Source organism: Amycolatopsis sp. TRM77291 (assembly GCF_054166285.1).
Genome location: NZ_JBSZHF010000001.1, coordinates 5,830,280 through 5,847,193 on the forward strand (window position 1 = coordinate 5,830,280; position 16,914 = coordinate 5,847,193).

19 protein-coding genes are annotated in these 16,914 nt (G+C 68.3%); 8 read left to right on the top strand and 11 right to left on the bottom strand.

The window, feature by feature from the left end; genetic code table 11:
- Window positions 1-70: 70 nt before the first annotated feature.
- The 3 genes from ACXIZN_RS26705 (at window position 71) to ACXIZN_RS26715 (ending at window position 2,651) form a co-directional block, all read left to right on the top strand.
- Window positions 71-1,222: a beta-ketoacyl synthase N-terminal-like domain-containing protein gene (locus tag ACXIZN_RS26705; protein ID WP_457957634.1), complete on the top strand. Its 1,152-nt coding sequence runs from the start codon at window positions 71-73 to the stop codon at window positions 1,220-1,222.
- Window positions 1,223-1,303: 81 nt separating this feature from the next.
- Window positions 1,304-1,969 carry a DUF998 domain-containing protein gene (locus tag ACXIZN_RS26710; protein ID WP_257488889.1) on the top strand — a complete coding sequence of 222 codons (666 nt, stop codon included), beginning with the start codon at window positions 1,304-1,306 and terminating at the stop codon, window positions 1,967-1,969.
- A 55-nt stretch (window positions 1,970-2,024) separates the two neighbouring features.
- Entirely contained in the window at window positions 2,025-2,651 is a 627-nt protein-coding gene (locus tag ACXIZN_RS26715) for an AAA family ATPase (RefSeq protein WP_457957636.1), read from the top strand.
- A gap of 134 nt (window positions 2,652-2,785) precedes the next feature.
- Here the strand turns inward: ACXIZN_RS26715 and ACXIZN_RS26720 are convergent, their stop codons facing one another.
- The 5 genes from ACXIZN_RS26720 to ACXIZN_RS26740 all read right to left on the bottom strand — a co-directional run bounded on the left by ACXIZN_RS26720 (window position 2,786) and on the right by ACXIZN_RS26740 (window position 8,626).
- A complete protein-coding gene (locus ACXIZN_RS26720; RefSeq protein WP_457957638.1) occupies window positions 2,786-3,940 on the bottom strand; it encodes a 4-hydroxybenzoate 3-monooxygenase in 1,155 nt (384 codons plus the stop codon).
- Between the two features lie 72 nt (window positions 3,941-4,012).
- A complete protein-coding gene (ligD, locus tag ACXIZN_RS26725; protein ID WP_457957639.1) occupies window positions 4,013-4,960 on the bottom strand; it encodes a non-homologous end-joining DNA ligase in 948 nt (315 codons plus the stop codon).
- A 71-nt stretch (window positions 4,961-5,031) separates the two neighbouring features.
- The gene (locus ACXIZN_RS26730) at window positions 5,032-5,547 is read right to left on the bottom strand and encodes a lytic polysaccharide monooxygenase auxiliary activity family 9 protein (RefSeq protein ID WP_034317732.1); all 516 of its coding nucleotides are present in this window, start codon (window positions 5,545-5,547) and stop codon (window positions 5,032-5,034) included.
- A 211-nt stretch (window positions 5,548-5,758) separates the two neighbouring features.
- The gene (locus tag ACXIZN_RS26735) at window positions 5,759-8,365 is read right to left on the bottom strand and encodes a CHAT domain-containing protein (RefSeq protein WP_457960599.1); all 2,607 of its coding nucleotides are present in this window, start codon (window positions 8,363-8,365) and stop codon (window positions 5,759-5,761) included.
- 87 nt (window positions 8,366-8,452) lie between these two features.
- Window positions 8,453-8,626, bottom strand: coding sequence for a hypothetical protein (locus tag ACXIZN_RS26740; protein WP_457957641.1), 174 nt, complete (start codon window positions 8,624-8,626; stop codon window positions 8,453-8,455).
- Between the two features lie 367 nt (window positions 8,627-8,993).
- On the opposite strand from ACXIZN_RS26740, the gene ACXIZN_RS26745 reads away from it, so the two are divergent.
- Both ACXIZN_RS26745 and ACXIZN_RS26750 read left to right on the top strand, forming a co-directional pair.
- A complete protein-coding gene (locus tag ACXIZN_RS26745; RefSeq protein WP_034317729.1) occupies window positions 8,994-9,626 on the top strand; it encodes a hypothetical protein in 633 nt (210 codons plus the stop codon).
- A 37-nt stretch (window positions 9,627-9,663) separates the two neighbouring features.
- Window positions 9,664-9,966 carry a hypothetical protein gene (locus tag ACXIZN_RS26750; protein WP_457957643.1) on the top strand — a complete coding sequence of 101 codons (303 nt, stop codon included), beginning with the start codon at window positions 9,664-9,666 and terminating at the stop codon, window positions 9,964-9,966.
- A gap of 58 nt (window positions 9,967-10,024) precedes the next feature.
- On the opposite strand, the gene ACXIZN_RS26755 is transcribed toward ACXIZN_RS26750, so the two are convergent.
- Window positions 10,025-10,483, bottom strand: a complete 459-nt coding sequence (locus ACXIZN_RS26755; RefSeq protein WP_457957645.1) for a hypothetical protein — start codon at window positions 10,481-10,483, stop codon at window positions 10,025-10,027.
- 156 nt (window positions 10,484-10,639) lie between these two features.
- Between ACXIZN_RS26755 and ACXIZN_RS26760 the strand changes: the two genes are divergently transcribed.
- Window positions 10,640-11,536, top strand: a complete 897-nt coding sequence (locus tag ACXIZN_RS26760; protein ID WP_457957647.1) for an ABC transporter ATP-binding protein — start codon at window positions 10,640-10,642, stop codon at window positions 11,534-11,536.
- A complete protein-coding gene (locus ACXIZN_RS26765; protein WP_457957649.1) occupies window positions 11,526-12,350 on the top strand; it encodes an ABC transporter permease in 825 nt (274 codons plus the stop codon). The genes ACXIZN_RS26760 and ACXIZN_RS26765 overlap by 11 nt, the downstream gene beginning before the upstream one ends.
- 59 nt (window positions 12,351-12,409) lie before the next feature.
- Here ACXIZN_RS26765 and ACXIZN_RS26770 read toward each other — a convergent pair whose 3' ends face one another.
- From ACXIZN_RS26770 to ACXIZN_RS26780, 3 genes are all read right to left on the bottom strand, one after another.
- Window positions 12,410-13,267 (bottom strand): aldo/keto reductase family oxidoreductase, encoded by an 858-nt coding sequence (locus tag ACXIZN_RS26770; protein WP_457957651.1) that lies wholly within the window; start codon window positions 13,265-13,267, stop codon window positions 12,410-12,412.
- 86 nt (window positions 13,268-13,353) lie between these two features.
- Window positions 13,354-14,022 (bottom strand): TetR family transcriptional regulator, encoded by a 669-nt coding sequence (locus tag ACXIZN_RS26775; protein WP_457957653.1) that lies wholly within the window; start codon window positions 14,020-14,022, stop codon window positions 13,354-13,356.
- Between the two features lie 29 nt (window positions 14,023-14,051).
- The gene (locus tag ACXIZN_RS26780) at window positions 14,052-14,465 is read right to left on the bottom strand and encodes a PGPGW domain-containing protein (protein ID WP_034317710.1); all 414 of its coding nucleotides are present in this window, start codon (window positions 14,463-14,465) and stop codon (window positions 14,052-14,054) included.
- 142 nt (window positions 14,466-14,607) lie between these two features.
- Here ACXIZN_RS26780 and ACXIZN_RS26785 point away from each other — a divergent pair, with 142 nt between their 5' ends.
- Window positions 14,608-14,949 (top strand): YciI family protein, encoded by a 342-nt coding sequence (locus ACXIZN_RS26785; protein ID WP_457957654.1) that lies wholly within the window; start codon window positions 14,608-14,610, stop codon window positions 14,947-14,949.
- Window positions 14,950-15,219: 270 nt separating this feature from the next.
- Here the strand turns inward: ACXIZN_RS26785 and ACXIZN_RS26790 are convergent, their stop codons facing one another.
- On the bottom strand, window positions 15,220-15,804 hold the full coding sequence (locus ACXIZN_RS26790) for an FMN reductase (RefSeq protein WP_457957656.1): 585 nt from the start codon (window positions 15,802-15,804) through the stop codon (window positions 15,220-15,222).
- Window positions 15,801-16,874 carry an LLM class flavin-dependent oxidoreductase gene (locus ACXIZN_RS26795; protein WP_457957658.1) on the bottom strand — a complete coding sequence of 358 codons (1,074 nt, stop codon included), beginning with the start codon at window positions 16,872-16,874 and terminating at the stop codon, window positions 15,801-15,803. The genes ACXIZN_RS26790 and ACXIZN_RS26795 overlap by 4 nt, the downstream gene beginning before the upstream one ends.
- Between the last annotated feature and the right edge of the window lie 40 nt (window positions 16,875-16,914).

The window sequence follows — 16,914 nt, forward strand, 5'->3', positions numbered from 1 at the left end:
CCTCCCTGGACAGCTGATCGGTGCGGCTATTCCACCCCAGCGTTGACTGAATGTAGTTGAAGGGAAACACGTGCGGAGCAAAACAGACATCTGCGGCATCGGCGCCGTAACCGCCTACGGCTGGGGGCGCGAATCACTGTGGGAGGGCCTGGCGAGCGGCGTCCCCTGCGCCCAATTCACCGAAGGCTTCGGGGAAACCCCGGATCAGCCGGGCTGGGTCGCCCACGTCCCCGAGGGCGGCCGCGCCAGGGACGGCAGCCTGCACGCGCGCGCCCTGCTCGCCGCGGCGCGGGAAGCGATCGAAGACGCCGGCGCGCGGGGCTGGACGCCAGGACGCCGGGTCGGCGTCATCTCCGGCGGCGTCCGCGAGGACCTGCGCACCTGGGACCGGCTCACCGAAATGGGCGAGCAGCTCATGTACCGGCGCGAATTCATCGGCATGATGCCCTCGACACCGATCGCGACGCTCATGTCGGAGTTCGGTTTCCACGGCCCCTCCATGGCCACGTCCGCCATGTGCGCGACCGGCAGCGCCGCGGTGCTCACCGCGAAGATGTGGCTGGACGCCGGCATGGCCGACGACGTGGTCGTGGTCACCACGGATCTGTCCGCGACCAGGCCGATGGTACGCAACTTCGTGCACTGCGGGGTGGCGATCACCGACGTGCCGCCGCTCGACGCGTGCCGTCCTTTCCAAGAGGGCACAAGGGGTTTCACCTTCTCCGAGACCGCGGTCGCGGTGGTCCTGACCCAGCGGAAGACCGAGTCGTACGCGACGCTGCGAGGCGGCGCCATGACCCACGAGGCGCATAACGCGATGGCGCTCGACCCCGATCCGTCGAACGCCATCGCGGCCGTGACCGGGGCGCTGGAGAACGCGAACGCCGCGCCGTCCGACGTCCGCTACCTGAACGCGCACGGGACGGGTACGAAACTCTGCCACCGCACGGAATCCCGGATCCTCGAAGCGGTCTTCCCCCGGGACACCGAGATCTACTCGATCAAACCGCTGACCGGGCACAGCCAGTCGGGCAGCGCGCTGACCGAGATCGCGACGATCTGCCTCGCGGCCGAGCGGGATCTGGTCCCGGCGCCGAAACCGGTGGCGGACGGGCATTCGCAGCTGATGGACGGGCCGTCCCGGCCGGAAAGCGGTCTCACCGTCAAGACGTCGATCGGGATGGGCGGCTACGTCGCGGCTGTCGTGCTGGAGACCGCCTAGCGAGCAATTCGATAACACACGGTCTCTCCGTCGTCACGAGCTGTCATTATGTAGCGACAAGCTCTGAGCACGGAGGCGATCATGGGCCCGCGAGCGGCGACCGACAACCTCGTCCACAACTACCTGTTCCTGCGGCGTGCCATCGGTTTCCTCGGGACCGGGCTGCCCTTCGTGCTGATCTTCGGGAAGCTGCTCGTCGACGGCGGCGGCCTGCTCAACTCGATCAGCGGGTACTACTACTCGGGAATGCGGGACGTGTGGGTCGGCGTCATGTGCGCCATCGGCGTCTTCCTGTTGTCTTATCGGGGTTACGGCCGGGTCGACGACATCGCCGGGAACATCGCGGCCGTGGCCGCCGTCGGAGTGGCGCTCTTCCCCACCACACCGGCGAACGGCGACCGCACGGACGAGATCATCGGCCTGCTGCACCTCGGCTTCGCCGCGGTCTTCTTCCTCACCTTGGCGTTCTTCTGCATCGTGCTGTTCACCAAGTCGGACAAGGAGATCCCCGGCGGCCGCAAATCCGAGCGGAACCGGCTGTACGTCGCCTCCGGCGTGATCATGCTGGTGTGCCTGGCGTTGATCGTGCTGTGCGGGCTGGTCTTCGACGAGCTGACGAAGGACCTGTACCCGGCGCTGTGGCTGGAGTCGATCGCGATCCTCGCGTTCGGTGTCGCGTGGCTCACCAAGGGCGGGACGCTGCTGCCGGACAAGCCGGTGACGGCGGGGACCCGGGTGACCGCCTGACCTGCGCCGCCGAAGGTAAAGGAACCTTTGCCCTCGGCCGGGTCGTTGACGCCTTATGACCGATCGCATCGCATTCCGCCTCGGCCGCCGCGACCTGCTGGTGGTCGCGGGGATCCCCGGGGCCGGCAAGACCACCCTGCTGTCCCGGGCGGCGACCGGCGCCCTACCCGTGCTCGACTCCGATCAGGTCCGCGCGCGGCTGCGTGAACGACTGCCGCCCGCGCTGCCGTACCGGTTCTACCGGCCGGTGGTCCACCTCTGGCATCGCGCGCGGGTCGTCCGGTTCGCGCTGGCCGACGGCGGCCCGGTCATCGTGCACGAGCCCTCGACCCGGGCGACGACCCGCGGGCTGCTGGCCCTGCTCGGCCGGGTGAGCCGCCGCCCGGTCCGGTTGCTGTGGCTCGACGTCACCCCGGAAGACGCCCGCGCGGGCCAAGTCGCGCGCGGGCGCGTCATCCGGCGGCATTCGTTCGCCCGCCACGTCAAAAGGGCCGAGAAGGTGCGCCGGGCGCTGCGCGACGGCTGGGTGCCGTCCGGCTGGCGCGGTGCGCGGATGGTGACCCGCGAGGCCACCGGGGCGCTGCGTTTCGTCACCGAGGAGGAGCCGGGGAGAGAGCGCTCAGGCGACGTCCGGCTCCTTCGCGTCGAGCGGCCCGCGGCACCCGCCGTCCGCGCCGGCTAGCGGTTCCGGCTCGGGTTCTTCCACGGGCACGGGGCGGTTCGGGTGCGGGTTCAACGGCGTCCAGCGGATTCGTACCGGCATCGTCGTCCGTCCTTTCCCTCTTCACCGGAATACGGACGCGACGGGCGATCGGTTCAGATACCCACGTAGTTCTCGGCGAAGAAGTCTTGGTGCGCGCGGGAAACCCGCAGGCTCTCCAGCCGCGCGTCGCGCAGTGCCCGCTGGAAGACGGCCTCGTCGTCGTATCCTGCGGGGCCGTGCAGGAGGTTGATCATCCAGAGGGAGAATTCCTGCGCGCGCCAGATCCGGGGCAGGCAGTCGGCGGAGTAGCGCTCGAGTGCCGTCGTGTCGCTCTCGATGAGGGAGTCGATCAACGCGTGCGCGAGGATCTCGGCCTCCATCAACGCGAGATTCGCGCCCTTCGCCGCGGCCGGGCTGATCAGGCTCGCCGCGTCCCCCGCGAGGAACAGGCTCCCCCGCTGGATCGTGTCCATCACCCGTGACGCCATGTCCACGATCCGGCGCTCGATGATGGCGCCGCGTTTGAGCTCGCCGTAGCGGTCGGCCCGCATCCGCAGCCGCAGTTCGTCCCAGATCCGGTCGTCTCCCCAGTTCTCCGGGTCCTCACCGCGCGGTACTTCGAGGTAATAGCGCGTCACCGTCGGTGTCCTGGCCATATGCCCGGCGAATCCGCGTTCGTGGATCGCGTAGCCGATCGCGGACATGCTCGGTGGCGCCTCGGCGAGGATCGCGAGCCACGAGATGTCGTGGTCCCGCCGGAAGACCCGCGCCGGCACGGATCTCAGCGAGATCCCGCGCCTGCCGTCGCAACCGGCGATGTACTTGGCACGCAAGAGAAGATCGTCGGCGATGACCGTCGCGTCCATCCCCGACACCGAGCTGACCTCGGCGCCGAACCTGATCTCCCCGCCACGGGCGAGGAATTCCGCGATCAGGTCGGCGACCAGGAACTGTTGCGGATAGACGGTGTGCACCTCACCGTTTCCGAGCTCGCTGTACTTGAGCTCGAATTCGGCCTGATCATTGCGAAAGGCACAGGTGTCGTGCCTCAGGCCGTTTTCGAGCAGCCCATCGGCGAGCCCGTTCTCCGTGAGCACGCGGACACTGTTCGCGGCGAGAAAGCCCGCCCTGGCCCGGTTTTCGACGTGCTCCCGGCTCCGGCGCTCCAGGATCACGCAGTCGATTCCGGCGGCCCGTAACAGGTTTCCCAGCACGAGCCCCGCCGGACCGGCCCCCACGATCACCACGTCGGCATCGATCTTCCCCACGAAAGGCCCCCAGTACCTTCGCCCGCCCCAGTGCGGTCCAAGGTACACAAAACGCCGTGGCGTCGCGGGCGTTCAGTCCTTCTGAGCGCGCGCCCTCGCCCTGCGTTTCCCTTCGTGCATCGCCACGACGCGGGCGATCGGAATCGTGTGCCCCTGCTCGACGAGCTCGGCGGGCAGTGTCTGCGGCTCCGGCATCGACTCGGCCCACGGGTCCTTGTCCCCCAGGAGCCCCGGCGCCGTGTGGACGGTGAAATCGGCGGGGACCACGTTTTCGAGTTCCGCCCAGGCCACCGGGAACGACACCGTCAGCCCCGGCCGCAAACGGGGGCTGTACGCGGCCGCGACCGTGTTCCCGCCCGCCCGGGTCGAATCGAGGAAGACCTTCCCTTCACGTTCTTCCACGATGTACGCGGTCGTCGCGACCGCCGGATCGACCTGCTCCGCGCGGGCGGCGAGGGCGCGGGTCGCGGCCGCGACGTCTTCGAAGCCCTGTCCCGGCGTCAGCGGGACGAAGATGTGCACGCCCTTGGAGCCACTGGTCTTCACCGCTCCGGCGAGCCCGGAGTCGGAAAGGGCCTGCCGCACCAGCATCGCGGCCTTCACGACGTGGGCGAAATCGTCCCCGGCGGGCGGGTCGAGGTCCAGCACCAGATGGGTGGGGCCCGCGTCGGCGTCCACGGTCATCAAGGTCGGGTGGTATTCGACGGCGCGCTGGTTCGCGAACCACAGCAGCGTCCGGCGGTCGTCGCAGAGCGCGTACGACACCTGCCGTTTCGACTTCTCCGCCCACATCTCGTACCGCTTCACCCAGCCGGGCGTGTATTTGGGCAGATTCTTCTGCATGAACGGGTCCTGGCCGCGGAGGATGCGGATGACCGAAAGCGGTCTGCCCTCCAGGACCGGGAGCATGCGGCCCGCGACGGCGTCCAGATAGTCCACCAGGTCACGTTTGGTCGCACCCTCGAACAACGGCTGGTCGAGGTTGGTCAGCTTGACGCCGTCACGCTCCTCATCGCTCATGAGGTGAGCGTGGCACAGAAAATCTCGTGAGTGGTAGTGACGACGTCACTACCACTCACGAGGGTCGGCATCTAGCTGATGTTGGCGTCGATGCAGGCGTAGAACGCGTTCGCCGTGTCGTAGACGTTCCAGCGGGCGAGGATCTTGTGCCGCCCGCTCTGCTGCAGGTTCACGCTGTGGGTGACCGTGGCGCCCGGCTGCGCGCCGCCGTCGTTGAAGCTGGCGACCTTGGCGCCGTCGACGAAGTACTCCCAAGTACTCGTGCGGTGGCGAGCCGTCAGCGTCCACCGGAACGTGGTGGTACGGCCGAGGGAATGCACCTTCCAGCCCTTGCTGTCGTCGTTGAGGTCCGCGAAACGGCCGACGCCGCCGTTACAGCTCATGAGCCCCTTGGGGCCCTCGACGCTTTGCGGCTCCCATTTGATCGAGCCACAGGAAACGGTGTTCTGCGCGCACTGCGCCTGCCTGCTCGCAGGCGAGGAAACGTAACCGTGCGCGTTGGCGGTGCCCGCCGGGATCGCGACCAGGGCCGCCGGCACCATCGCCGCACCGGCCGCCAGGGTCAAAAGCCGTCGTTTGAAGCTCATGCCTACCCCTTTCCCATCTCTACACCCACCGCGGACTCGAGATTCCTGGGTCACAGCGAGCGAAATACCAATGAAGGTCGGGACACATCCGCCGAAACGCCGAGCGAGCGAATGTGGTCTAGACCATAATTGGTTCAGACGACTCGGTCAAGAGTAACCAACCGGGCACTTGGAGTCGTGAAGATCGAACAGGGGTTGTCAAGCCGGACGTTCAGCCCGCACCCAAACAGACGAACGGTCGCCGGAACGGATCAACGGCGATGGTGTCCGCCAACGCCGTTGACGGCCCGGCCCCTTCGGCGAGTCCGCGGTGGTAGTCGTCCATCGCGGCCGCCGCCGCTTCGTCACCGACTCGGCTCAACGGCGCGATCACCGTGCGCGAACCGCTCGCGAGCAACGCGCTGGCGAAACCGAGCACCTCGTCGCCGGGCCGGATCCGGTTCAGCGCCAGTTCACAGGCCGCGAAGACGACTTGCGCCGGAGGCTGCGCGAGCCCGGCCATCTCGTGCGCGAAGAGCGCGCCGTCGGCCAGTTCCAGCCGGGAGAACAAGGCGTTCTCGGGTTCGTGCGCGCCGTGCGCGGCGATATGCGCGAGCTTCGCGCCGTCCAGCGCGCGCAGGACGGAGGACACCGTCGCGTCGGGTCCGGCCAGCGTATGCGCGGCCCGGTAGTGCGTGGCGAGTTTGTCCAGCTCACCCCTGGTCCCGACGAGGCCGGGCCCGCGGACGAGGACGACGTTCCGCGCGCGGGAGATCGCCGAGCGCTCCGCGCCCAGCCACGCCGTCGCCGAAGGAGCCACGACGATCGGCCGCGACCGCAGCGCCGGCAGCACTCCCCAGGGAACGGCGAACAGCGGACCGGTCGGCACGACGACCAGACCGCGGTCGCCGAGGAGCGTTTCGAGCGGCCGGATCAGCTGGCCGTCCAGCCGTTCGGCCTGTTTGCGCGCCGAAGCCAGCACCGACTGGACCAGTGGCGCCGGCAACCTGTCCGGAGCGAGGGCGTCGAGATCGACGTTCAGCATCCGCGCGGCCTCCGCCGCCCGCTCGGCCGAACCGAGCCGCACCAGCTCGCACCGCCCGCCGACGACGACCACCGCCACCAGGTCGTCGTCCGACGACGCGAAACTCACCAGCGCGCGTCCGCCCAGCTCGCCGGCCACCTCCGCGAGCCGCGCGACCGGCCGTGGCCTGCCCCAGCGCCCGGTATGCCAGCCGAGCCGATGCGCCTCGCGCAACCGCTCGGCGTGCTTCGCACGCAAGGCCGCCGTCGGATGGCCGTCGTGCTGCGCCTGGTGGATCGCCTGATCAAGCCCCCGGACCTCGCCGACCCGCTCCGCGAGCTCCGGATCGGCCGCCACAACAGGTTCGTACCGGTAACTCTGGGCGCGCGTCCGCTCCGTCCAGCCGAACAACCGGGCCGCGTCTGCGCGCTCCAGCACGATCTTGACGGCCAGATCCGCCAGCTCCCGGCCGTGCAGCGCCGTCCCGGACACCAGCTCGATGCCGCCCATCCGGTCGCGGACCCGGTCGAGCTCGGTGAGCCCGGCGCGGATCTCGGCCAGCGCCCTGCTCTTGTCCCCCTCGGCCACCGCGAGTTCCGCGCGGCAGAGCCTGCGCAACATCCGATAATCGACGGAGGTCAGCCGCCCCGGCCGCGGAATCCGCTCGAGCAACTCGGCGGCACGTTTGTGCTTTCCCTTGCGCAGCTCGACCCGGACGGCCAGCATCCGCGCCAGCGCCGCCTGATCGGCGAGCCTCGGCATCGGCATCCCGTTCGCCGCGCGCAACGCGCGAGACGTCAGGGTCGGCGGGATCACGTTGGTGCGCAAGGCTTCCTGGACGTCGGCGCGGAGGCCGACGATGGTCGCGTTGGCGACGCAGGTCTGGCAGCCCCAGCGGAGCATCCGGCGGCGTGCGGACGCGGCATACGAGCGGGCGAGTTCGAGATCGTCGCTCATCAGCGCCGCCGACGCGCGATACAGCTCCACATCGGCGAGATCCCGGCTGATACTTCGTTGCGCGCGCATCGCCGGCAGCACCTCGTCGAGGTGTCCTCCGGCTTCTTCGGCGAGCCCCGCGGTCAGCAGTGCCTGGGCCTGCGCTAGCCGCAGAAGCGGAGGCGCCTTCATGTCGAGCGTGCGGTAGAGGTGTTCGCACTTGGTCAAGACGCGCAGTGCCGCGGGCACGTTCCCGACCCTGAGCTCCAGCGAGCCGAGCGGCCTCATCACGTCAGCGGCCTGCGCCTTGAGATCATGCCGCTCCGCGAGTTCGATGGACCGCGTCAAGTCGTCACGCGCCTTGCGCACGTCGCCCAGGCGGGTATTCGCCAGTCCGCGTGTCGCCAAGGTGCCCAGATAAGGCCCCAGCAACGGAGCCGGGTCCTCGGCGGATGCCAGAGCGACGTTCTTCTGCCCGATGGACGAATCGAAATAGGCCAGGCTCTCTTCGTTCCGGCCCGCGGCCATGAGCAGGAGAGCGTAATTATGGTCCAGCTGTCCTCCGAGTTCGGCACGCAGAAGCGGATCGGACACGGATTCGAGCAAAAGCCGAACTTCGTCGAGGCCGGCGATGCCCGCCCTGACCTCACCCGCGGTTTCGGACGAGAGCGCCACGATGGTGCAGGTGAGGCGGATCCTGGTCGCCAGCCAGTCATCGTGATGTTCGGGGTCGACCGGCCGAATCGAATCGAGCAGCGCCAGGCCGCGGCGGAGCAGCCGGACACCTTCGCGCTGACGCGCCGAGCACGCCGCATCGACGCCGGCTCGATGCAATTCACGAGCTTCGCGGATGACGTCAGGTTGCTTCAGCTCAATCACGGGCACAGAACTATGACAACACACTTAGTAGCCGAAAGAAGCCCGGCCGCTGAGCGACTCCGCGACCGGGCCCGTTTCGACACCGGATCAGGGCGTGGGCGGCGGCGTCTGCACGCAGCCACCCGAGCATTCCAGCAGCTTGTCCCGGTGGTGCTCGCAGTCCGGGCTGTGCTCGTGGTGCGGCAGGTCCGGCTTGGGCTGAGCCGGATCGACCGGCTCCTCTTCGCCGATGGGGTCCTTGACGTCCGTAGGCGTCGACATTTGACGATCTCCTCCCCTGATGATCTTCCTTTGTCGTACCAGGCAGCCTCGATTACGACGGCCCCCTCTGTCGCAGGCCCTCTTCCTGCGAACGGGGCAATAGTGCCACAACGGAGCAGTGATCGGGAGTTTTTACCTACACTGAGTCATCGTCGGCACCCGAAAGAGGGACGCCTACTTAGCAAGCCTCACGAACTCCGCCGAATGGCCCCACCGGCCCGCGAGAGTGCGGCGAATCGAGGTCATTCCACTGCGCCATCCGGCCTAAGATCCAAAAATTCTTGCGGCACAAGGGTTTCCGGTCCGAAAACCGGGGAACTCACGGCCTGTCGGGGGTTGACCGGCGAAACATCCGGAGGAGATAACGATGCCCACGTGGTTGGTCATCATCATCGTCATCGCCGCGATCCTTGTGGTGGGCGCGGCCGCTTGGTTCGTCGTCGCGGAACAGCGCAAGCGGCGATTGCGAGAGACGTTCGGGCCAGAATACGACCGTGCGGTCGAGGAGCACGAAAACCCGAGGGAAGCCGAACGTGAGCTTTCGTCGCGGGTGAAACGACATTCGGATCTCGACATCCGGCCGCTGCCGGAGACCACAAAGGACCGGTACGCCCAGGAATGGGCGCTGATCCAGGAACAGTTCGTCGACCGCCCGTCCGGTGCCGTCGTCGAAGCGGACCGGGTGCTGGTCTCCTTGATGGCCGAGCGCGGCTACCCGACCGAGGGGTACGACCAGCAGCTCGCGGATCTGTCCGTCCGGCACGCGAACGCGTTGCGGCACTACCGCGCCGGGCACGACACACTGGTGCGCCACAAGGAATCGGAGATGTCCACAGAGGACATGCGTGAAGCGATGAAGCACTACCGCGAAGTGTTCGAAGATCTGTTGACCGATGCCGGCGAAGGAGCGGAAAGCCATGGAAAGCAGGCCCCTGGAAACCGAGGGAACGGAACGCGTCGCGGGGACGACGGATCGGCTCGGCGAGGAACGGACCGCTGACGGCGAAACCGGGCAGGCTTTGAGCACCGAGGATCTGGTGGCCACGGAACCCGAGCGCACCGACGATGACGAAGCGCAGACGTTGTTCGCCGACACCGACGTCGACCGGTTCCGCGAGAGCTGGCAGGGCATCCAAACGGCCTTTGTGGACGATCCGCGGCGGGCGGTCAAGGAGGCCGACGAACTCGTCGCGGTGGTGATCCAGAACCTGGCCACGACGTTCGCGGACCACAAGAAGGAACTCGAATCCGCGTGGAGCCAGGGCGAACCGGCGACCGAAGACCTCCGGATCGCGCTGCGGCGCTACCGGTCGTTCTTCAACCAGTTGCTGAGCGCTTAGGGAGAAACCTCGCGAGTGGTAAGGACGGTTCTAACCGTCCTTACCACTCGCGAGTCTTTCAGGCCCCGGTGGTCGATCCGGGCCGCACGATCATCAGCACCGTCACCACGGCCCAGAGCAGGTTGAACATCCCCGTGTACATCGCCACCCGCCCGGCCGTGACCGGTTCCGACGGCGGCTCCGCGCCCAGCGCGGCGAGGATCGCGTTCTGCCCCGGCAGGACGAGCAACGCCAGCACGCCGGCGGCGGCCGCGGTGAGCACGATCGACACGATCACCCACATGTCACCGAAGACCCGCATACTGCCCGCCGTCGCCAGCCCGAAGAACGGCACCGCGATCCCGAGGATCGCGTAGACGCGGCAGATCCGATTGAGCGCGCGAAGCACGGACAGTCCGGAACCCGGTTCGGCGTAGGCCTTGCGCGCGGCGGCGGGGAACATGCTCGCCGCGACGGTGACCGGGCCGACCGCGATGACGGCGGCGAGCACATGAAGAATCAGAAGGACTTTCGACACGCCATCGAGCCTATGATCGTCGCCCCGGCCTCCGGTACCGGTGTTTTCGACAGATGTCGCAGGATTCCGGCCATCCGGCTACGTCCGCCGACGTACGCGGAGTGCCGCCTGTGAACGGATGTGGTGACGGCCTCACCCGGGACACCATTCGTCACCATGAACCTTCCCGTGGACACAGACGAACTCACGAAACGGTACGGCGAGCAGCTCGCCGTCGACCGGATGAAGCTGACCGTGCTGCCCGGCGAGATCTACGGCTTCCTCGGGCCGAACGGCGCGGGCAAGACGACGACGTTGCGGATGCTGCTGGGGCTCGTCCGGCCGACGTCCGGCAGCGTCCGGTTGTTCGGCAGGCCGCCCGGCGATCTCGGCGGGGTCGGCGCGCTGATCGAATCGCCGGGCTTCTACCCGTATCTGTCCGGTTCGGACAATCTCAAGGTGCTGGCCCGGTACAGCGGAACGGATCCGCGCCGCGTCGGCGAGGTGCTCGAAATGGTCGACCTCACCGATCGCGGCAAGGACCGGTACTCGGCCTACTCACTCGGCATGAAGCAGCGGCTCGGTGTCGCGGCGGCGCTGCTGAAGGATCCGCGGTTGCTGATCCTCGACGAGCCGACCAACGGGCTCGACCCGGCCGGGATGGCGGACATGCGGGTGCTGATCCGCAGGCTCGGCGCGGAGGGCTGCACCGTGCTGCTGTCGAGCCACCTGCTGGGCGAAGTGCAGCAGATCTGCGACCGGGTCGGTGTCGTCTCGCGCGGGCGGCTGGTCGCGGAGAACACGGTGGCCGAACTGCGCGGCGGCACGGTGCTGCACATCGAAACCGACGAGGTCATGCGCGCCGCGGGTCTGGTGCGGCGCTGGATCGGCGCGGAGAACGTGCGTGCGAGCGGGACCGGACTCGACCTGACGGTCGACCCGGAACGCGCGTCGTGGCTGAACCGCGAACTCGTCACGGAAGGGATCGCGGTCCGCGAACTGCACGTCCGTGAACGGGATCTGGAGCAGGTGTTCTTCGAGCTCACCGGAGAGGTGGCGGATCATGTGGGGTAGTTGCGGCGCCGAGCTGGCGAAACTCGTCCGGCGTCCGGCGAACTGGTTCATGCTGGGGATCGCGGTCGTGCTCGGGCTGACCTTCACCTATCTGCTGCCGCTCGCGGGCGCGGCGGGTTCGTCGAGCGGGGCGCCCGGTACGGATCGGGGGCTGGCGGCGACCCTTCCGGCGAACCTGGTCGGCAATTCGATCGGCGGGCTTCCGGTGTTCCTCGGGGCGATCCTGCTGGTGGTCGGGGTGCTGGCCGTCGGCACCGAATACGGCTGGAGCACTTGGAAGACCGTGCTGACCCAAGGGCCTTCGCGACTGACCGTCTACAGTGGAAAGTTGTTCGCGCTGGCCGTCGCGTCGTTGACCGTCGTGCTGACGAGCTTCGCGACCGGCGCGGTCACGAGCGCGCTCATCGCCTCTTCGGAGGGCGAGCCGATGAACTGGCCGTCGTTCGGCTCGCTGCTGACGGGGATCGGCGCCGGCTGGCTGATCGCGATGACCTGGGCGGCACTCGGGGCGGCGCTCGCCATCGCGATGCGCGGGGTGGCGCTGCCGATCGGGCTCGGCCTGGTGTGGCTGCTGGTGGTCCAGAACCTGCTGTTCGGCGTCGCGGCCCCGCTGGTGGACTGGGTCGGCACGCTCCAGCTGGCGCTGCCGGGAGCCAACGCCGGTTCACTGGCCGCGTCGCTGGGCGCCTCGGGCGCGACGCCCGGCGTCGGGGAACTCGTCGGTGCCTCACAGGCGACGCTGGTCGTGGCCGGCTATCTGGTGGCCTTCGCCGGTCTCGGCGGCTGGCTGCTGCGGCGCCGGGATGTCCTCTGAAAGTCCGTGAAGGCCTCCTTCCCTACCCTCAAGGTAGTGAAGGAGGCCTTCACGGACTGCTAGGCGAGGGCGTCGAGATCCGCGACGACGTCCGCGGGCAGCTCGAGTTTCGCGGCGGCGACGTTCTCGTGCAGGTGCAGCAGCGACGACGTACCCGGGATCAGCAGGATGTTCGGCGACCGCTGGAGCAGCCACGCGAGCGCGACCTGCATCGGCGTCGCGTCGACCCGGCGGGCGCAGTCGTCGAGGACACCGGACTGGAGCGGCGTGAACCCGCCGAGCGGGAAGTACGGCACGAACGGGATGTTGATGGCCGCGAGGGCGTCGAGGAGGCCGTCGTTGGCGCGGTTCGCGACGTTGTACTCGTTCTGCACGCAGACGACCGGCGCGATGGCGCGGGCTTCCTTGACCTGTTCCGCCGAGACGTGGCTCAGGCCGAGGTGCCGGATGAGCCCCTGCTGCTGGAGTTCGGCCAGCACCTCGAACGGCTCCTTGATCGAGACCGGGATCGGGAAGACACCGTGCTCCCCCGCGAGCCGCAGGTTGACCACGTCGAGGACGTCGAGGCCGAGGTTGCGCAGGTTGTCGTGGACCGCGGAGGTCAATTCCTCGCGCGAGAGCGCCGAAGGCCAGCCCTTGTCCGGGGACCGCTTCGCGCCGACCTTGGTGACGATGTGCAGGTCGTCCGGGTACGGGTGCAGCGCCTCGCGGATCAGCTCGTTGGTCGTGTGCGGACCGTAGAAGTCGCTGGTGTCGATATGGGTGACGCCCAGCTCGACCGCCTCGCGGAGGACGGCGATCGCGGCGTCGTGGTCGCTCGGCGGCCCCCAGATGCCGGGGCCGGACAGCCGCATGGCGCCGTAGCCCATCCGGCTCACGGTGAGATCGCCGAGGGTGAGGGTGCCGCCTGGGCTCATGGTCGCTCCTTGTGCAAGTGGGTTCGGCTCACCTTATGCAGGCTCGCCCGTCCTGGCGCGTGCGGGAAGGGAGCAAGGGACCTTTGCTACCACTCGGGGCCCTGACCTGCACGAACGGCCAGACCGACGAGCTGGTTCGCCAGTCCTTCGGTGAGCCCGTCGACGAACATCGCGTGGCCGGCGGGCATCCCGCGCTCGGCCAGGACCGTCGCCACGGCCTCCCCTGGGTTCGCGTAGGGCCACAGCCCCGCGACGAGGATGAAGACGGCCTTCGCGAAGTACCCGGCCGCTTCGGCGTCCAGCGGGGCATGGGCGCGGACGAGGCCGGCGAGCCGTTCGGTCCGGTCGGCCGCCCTGGTCTTGAACGCCCGGGCGGTCTCCACGGAGATGTTGCGTTCGAGCACGGCGGCCATCGTGCTGATCAGCTCGCACAGCAGGCGCTGCCGCGAGATCGACGTCGCGATGACGGCCGCGACACGCTCGTAGCCGGAGCCGTCGAGGTCGCTCAGCTCGCCTTCGAGCTCGTCGAGCCACGCGACCCAGACCGAGTCGAGGACTTCCAGGAAAATCGCCTCGCGGCTGTCGAAGTACCGCAGCACGTTCGACTTCGCCAAGCCCACCCGGTCGCTCAGTTCCCGCAGGCTGATCCGGGAGACGGGCCGCTCGGACAGGAGTTCGCGCGCCGCACCGAGGATCGCCGCACGCCGGGCCTCGACCTGTTCCGGCCGCCGGGCGCGCTGGAAGTCGGGGGCCACGCGCCGCACGGTACCAGGCCACCCGGCTGTTATTCGGTCTTCGCGGCCCTCCTGGCCTGCACCCGCTTGTAGCTCCAGATCAGCAACGCGAACAGGATGAGCCCGGACAGGATCAGGCTCGATCCGGTGCTCCAGCCCCCGAGCGGCAGACCCGGCACGAGTCCCCAGACGACCCCCGCCGCCAGCAGGCCCAGCCCCGCCAGCACCGAACCCGCGATGCGCAGCGGCGACGAGACGCTGTCCTCGGCCGCCTTCATCGCCCTGTCGCGGATCGGATCGACGTACTTCTCCACCACGGGGAACTCCGAGGCCAGCACGAGCAGGCCCGCGAGCACGAGCAGCAGGCCCGGCCCGGGCAGCACGAGGAGCGCGATGCCGACCAGCAGCAGAACGCCGCCCGCGATCAGGATCAGGACCTGCTTCACGGGTTTTCCGATGCCCACCGTCTTCTCCTCGCCGTCGTCCTTTCGTCGATTGTGCCGGTCGCGCCGGGAACGCGCTGGTCCGACACGTTCGGGTCATGACCTGTCGGTGGCGGACGAGCCCGTTCGTCGGGATGGTGACCAGGCTCAGACAGGAGGACCGATGCGCTACATGTTGCTGATCTGCGGAAGCCCGTACCCCGGCGCGGACGAGAGCGAAGAACCACTGGACGAAAAGACGCAGGCGTGGGTCGACGAGATGACGGCTCGCGGGGTCCGGCTGTCCGGCAGCAGGCTCCGTTCGGCGGCCACCGCGACCACCGTCCGGCGCCGCGACGGCGAACTGCTCGTCTCGGACGGGCCGTTCGCGGAGACGAAGGAACAGATCCTCGGCTATGACCTGATCGAGTGCGCCGATCTAGACGAGGCGATCGAGATCGTGTCGAAGCATCCGGTCGCCGAGTTCGCGACCATCGAGATCCGGCCGATCTGGCCGTCCCCCTGACTTCGGCCTCGTGTCACCGCGAGTGAGGGGTGTGTGGATATAGAGACATTCAACGTCCCTATATCCACACACCTCGTCGTGAGCGGACCGGTCACGAGGGACTGTGTGGATTTCTGGTCACCCGACGCACCAATAACCACACAGTCGGCATCCCGGGGCGGACGTCACGCTTACCCACCCTCGAGATCCGGCCACTCCCTGAACACACCTCGTGAGTGGCAAGGATGGTCTTAACCGTCCTCGCCACTCACGAGAGCAAAGGTCCCTTGCTCACTCCCCCGCGCGCAGCAGCTGCTCGAACGGCACGAACCCGCTGTCCGGAGCCGCGGCCGTCCCCTCCGACGACAGCCGGGCGGCGAACTCCCGCCCCGCCCGCGAAGCCCGCGTGTCGAGATCCCCTGGAGACGCCCAGTCCGACGAAGCCGCGTACACCGCCGTCGCGACAGGCTCGGCGCGAAGGTAGGCGAAGAGTGGACGCAGCGCGAAGTCGAGCACCAGCGAATGCCGCTCGGTTCCGCCGGTGGCGCCGATCAGCACCGGCTTCCCGTCGAGCGCCTTCTGGTCCAGCACGTCGAAGAACGACTTGAACAGCCCGCTGTACGACGCGGTGAACACGGGCGTCACGGCGATCAGGCCGTCCGCGGAGGTCACCGTGTCGATGGCCGTCCGCAGGGCGGGCGAAGGGAAGCCGGTCAGCATGTTCTTCGTGACGTCGACGGCCAGGTCCCGCAGTTCGATCACCTCGATCCGCACGTCCGGCAGCACCGAACGCGTGGCCGCGGCGAGTTTGTCCGCGAGCAGCCGCGTCGAGGAGGGCTGGCTCAACCCCGCGCTCACCACTGCGATCGTCGTCATGCCAGCACCTCCAACCGGGAAGCGTGAGTAGGCGCCTCGGGAACGTGCGCCGGGCGGAGCGAGTCGAGTTCCTTGCGCAGCACCGGAATCACGTGCTCGCCCAGCAGGTCGAGCTGTTCCAGCACGGTCTTCAGCGGCAGGCCGGCGTGGTCCATCAGGAACAGCTGACGCTGGTAGTCGCCGAAGTGCTCGCGGAAGGTCAGCGTCTTGTCGATCACCTCCTGCGGGCTGCCGACGGTCAGCGGCGTCTGCTCGGTGAACTCCTCCAGCGACGGCCCGTGCCCGTACACCGGCGCGTTGTCGAAGTACGGCCGGAACTCCCGCACCGCGTCCTGCGACTTCGGCCGCAGGAACACCTGGCCGCCAAGGCCGACGATGGCCTGGTCCGCGTTGCCGTGCCCGTAGTGCTCGTACCGCTCGCGGTAGAGGTTGATCAGCGCCTGGAAGTGCTCCTTCGGCCAGAAGATGTGGTTCGCGAAGAACCCGTCGCCGTAGTAGGCGGCCTGTTCGGCGATCTCCGGGCTGCGGATCGAACCGTGCCACACGAACGGCGGAATCCCGTCGAGCGGCCGCGGCGTCGAGGTGAACTCCTGCAGCGGCGTCCGGAACTTGCCGGACCAGCTGACCACGTCCTCGTGCCACAACCGGTGCAGCAGGTGGTAGTTCTCGATGGCCAGCGGGATGCCCTGGCGGATGTCCTGCCCGAACCACGGGTACACCGGGCCGGTGTTGCCGCGCCCCATCATCAGGTCGACGCGGCCGTCGGCGAGATGCTGCAGCATCGCGAAGTCCTCGGCGATCTTCACCGGGTCGTTCGTGGTGATCAGCGTGGTCGAGGTGGAGAGAATGATCTTCGACGTCTGCGCGGCGATGTAGCCGAGCATCGTCGTCGGCGAAGAAGGCACGAAGGGCGGGTTGTGGTGCTCGCCGGTCGCGAAGACGTCGAGGCCGACTTCTTCGGCCTTGAGCGCGATGCGCACCATCGCCTTGATCCGCTCGTACTCGCTGGGCGCCTCCCCGGTGGTCGGGTCGGTCGTCACATCGCCCACCGTGAAGATTCCGAACTGCATGACCTGCTCCCTGGGCCGGGGTTACGTTGCTTGAGCGTTC

Coding starts and splice junctions, on each gene's coding strand:
- ACXIZN_RS26710 (WP_257488889.1), top strand. CDS start 1,304: ATGGGCCCGCGAGCGGCGACCGACAACCTCGTCCACAACTACCTGTTC.
- ACXIZN_RS26715 (WP_457957636.1), top strand. CDS start 2,025: ATGACCGATCGCATCGCATTCCGCCTCGGCCGCCGCGACCTGCTGGTG.
- ligD (WP_457957639.1), bottom strand. CDS start 4,960: ATGAGCGATGAGGAGCGTGACGGCGTCAAGCTGACCAACCTCGACCAG.
- ACXIZN_RS26730 (WP_034317732.1), bottom strand. CDS start 5,547: ATGAGCTTCAAACGACGGCTTTTGACCCTGGCGGCCGGTGCGGCGATG.
- ACXIZN_RS26740 (WP_457957641.1), bottom strand. CDS start 8,626: ATGTCGACGCCTACGGACGTCAAGGACCCCATCGGCGAAGAGGAGCCG.
- ACXIZN_RS26745 (WP_034317729.1), top strand. CDS start 8,994: ATGCCCACGTGGTTGGTCATCATCATCGTCATCGCCGCGATCCTTGTG.
- ACXIZN_RS26760 (WP_457957647.1), top strand. CDS start 10,640: ATGAACCTTCCCGTGGACACAGACGAACTCACGAAACGGTACGGCGAG.
- ACXIZN_RS26765 (WP_457957649.1), top strand. CDS start 11,526: ATGTGGGGTAGTTGCGGCGCCGAGCTGGCGAAACTCGTCCGGCGTCCG.
- ACXIZN_RS26770 (WP_457957651.1), bottom strand. CDS start 13,267: ATGAGCCCAGGCGGCACCCTCACCCTCGGCGATCTCACCGTGAGCCGG.
- ACXIZN_RS26785 (WP_457957654.1), top strand. CDS start 14,608: ATGCGCTACATGTTGCTGATCTGCGGAAGCCCGTACCCCGGCGCGGAC.
- ACXIZN_RS26790 (WP_457957656.1), bottom strand. CDS start 15,804: ATGACGACGATCGCAGTGGTGAGCGCGGGGTTGAGCCAGCCCTCCTCG.
- ACXIZN_RS26795 (WP_457957658.1), bottom strand. CDS start 16,874: ATGCAGTTCGGAATCTTCACGGTGGGCGATGTGACGACCGACCCGACC.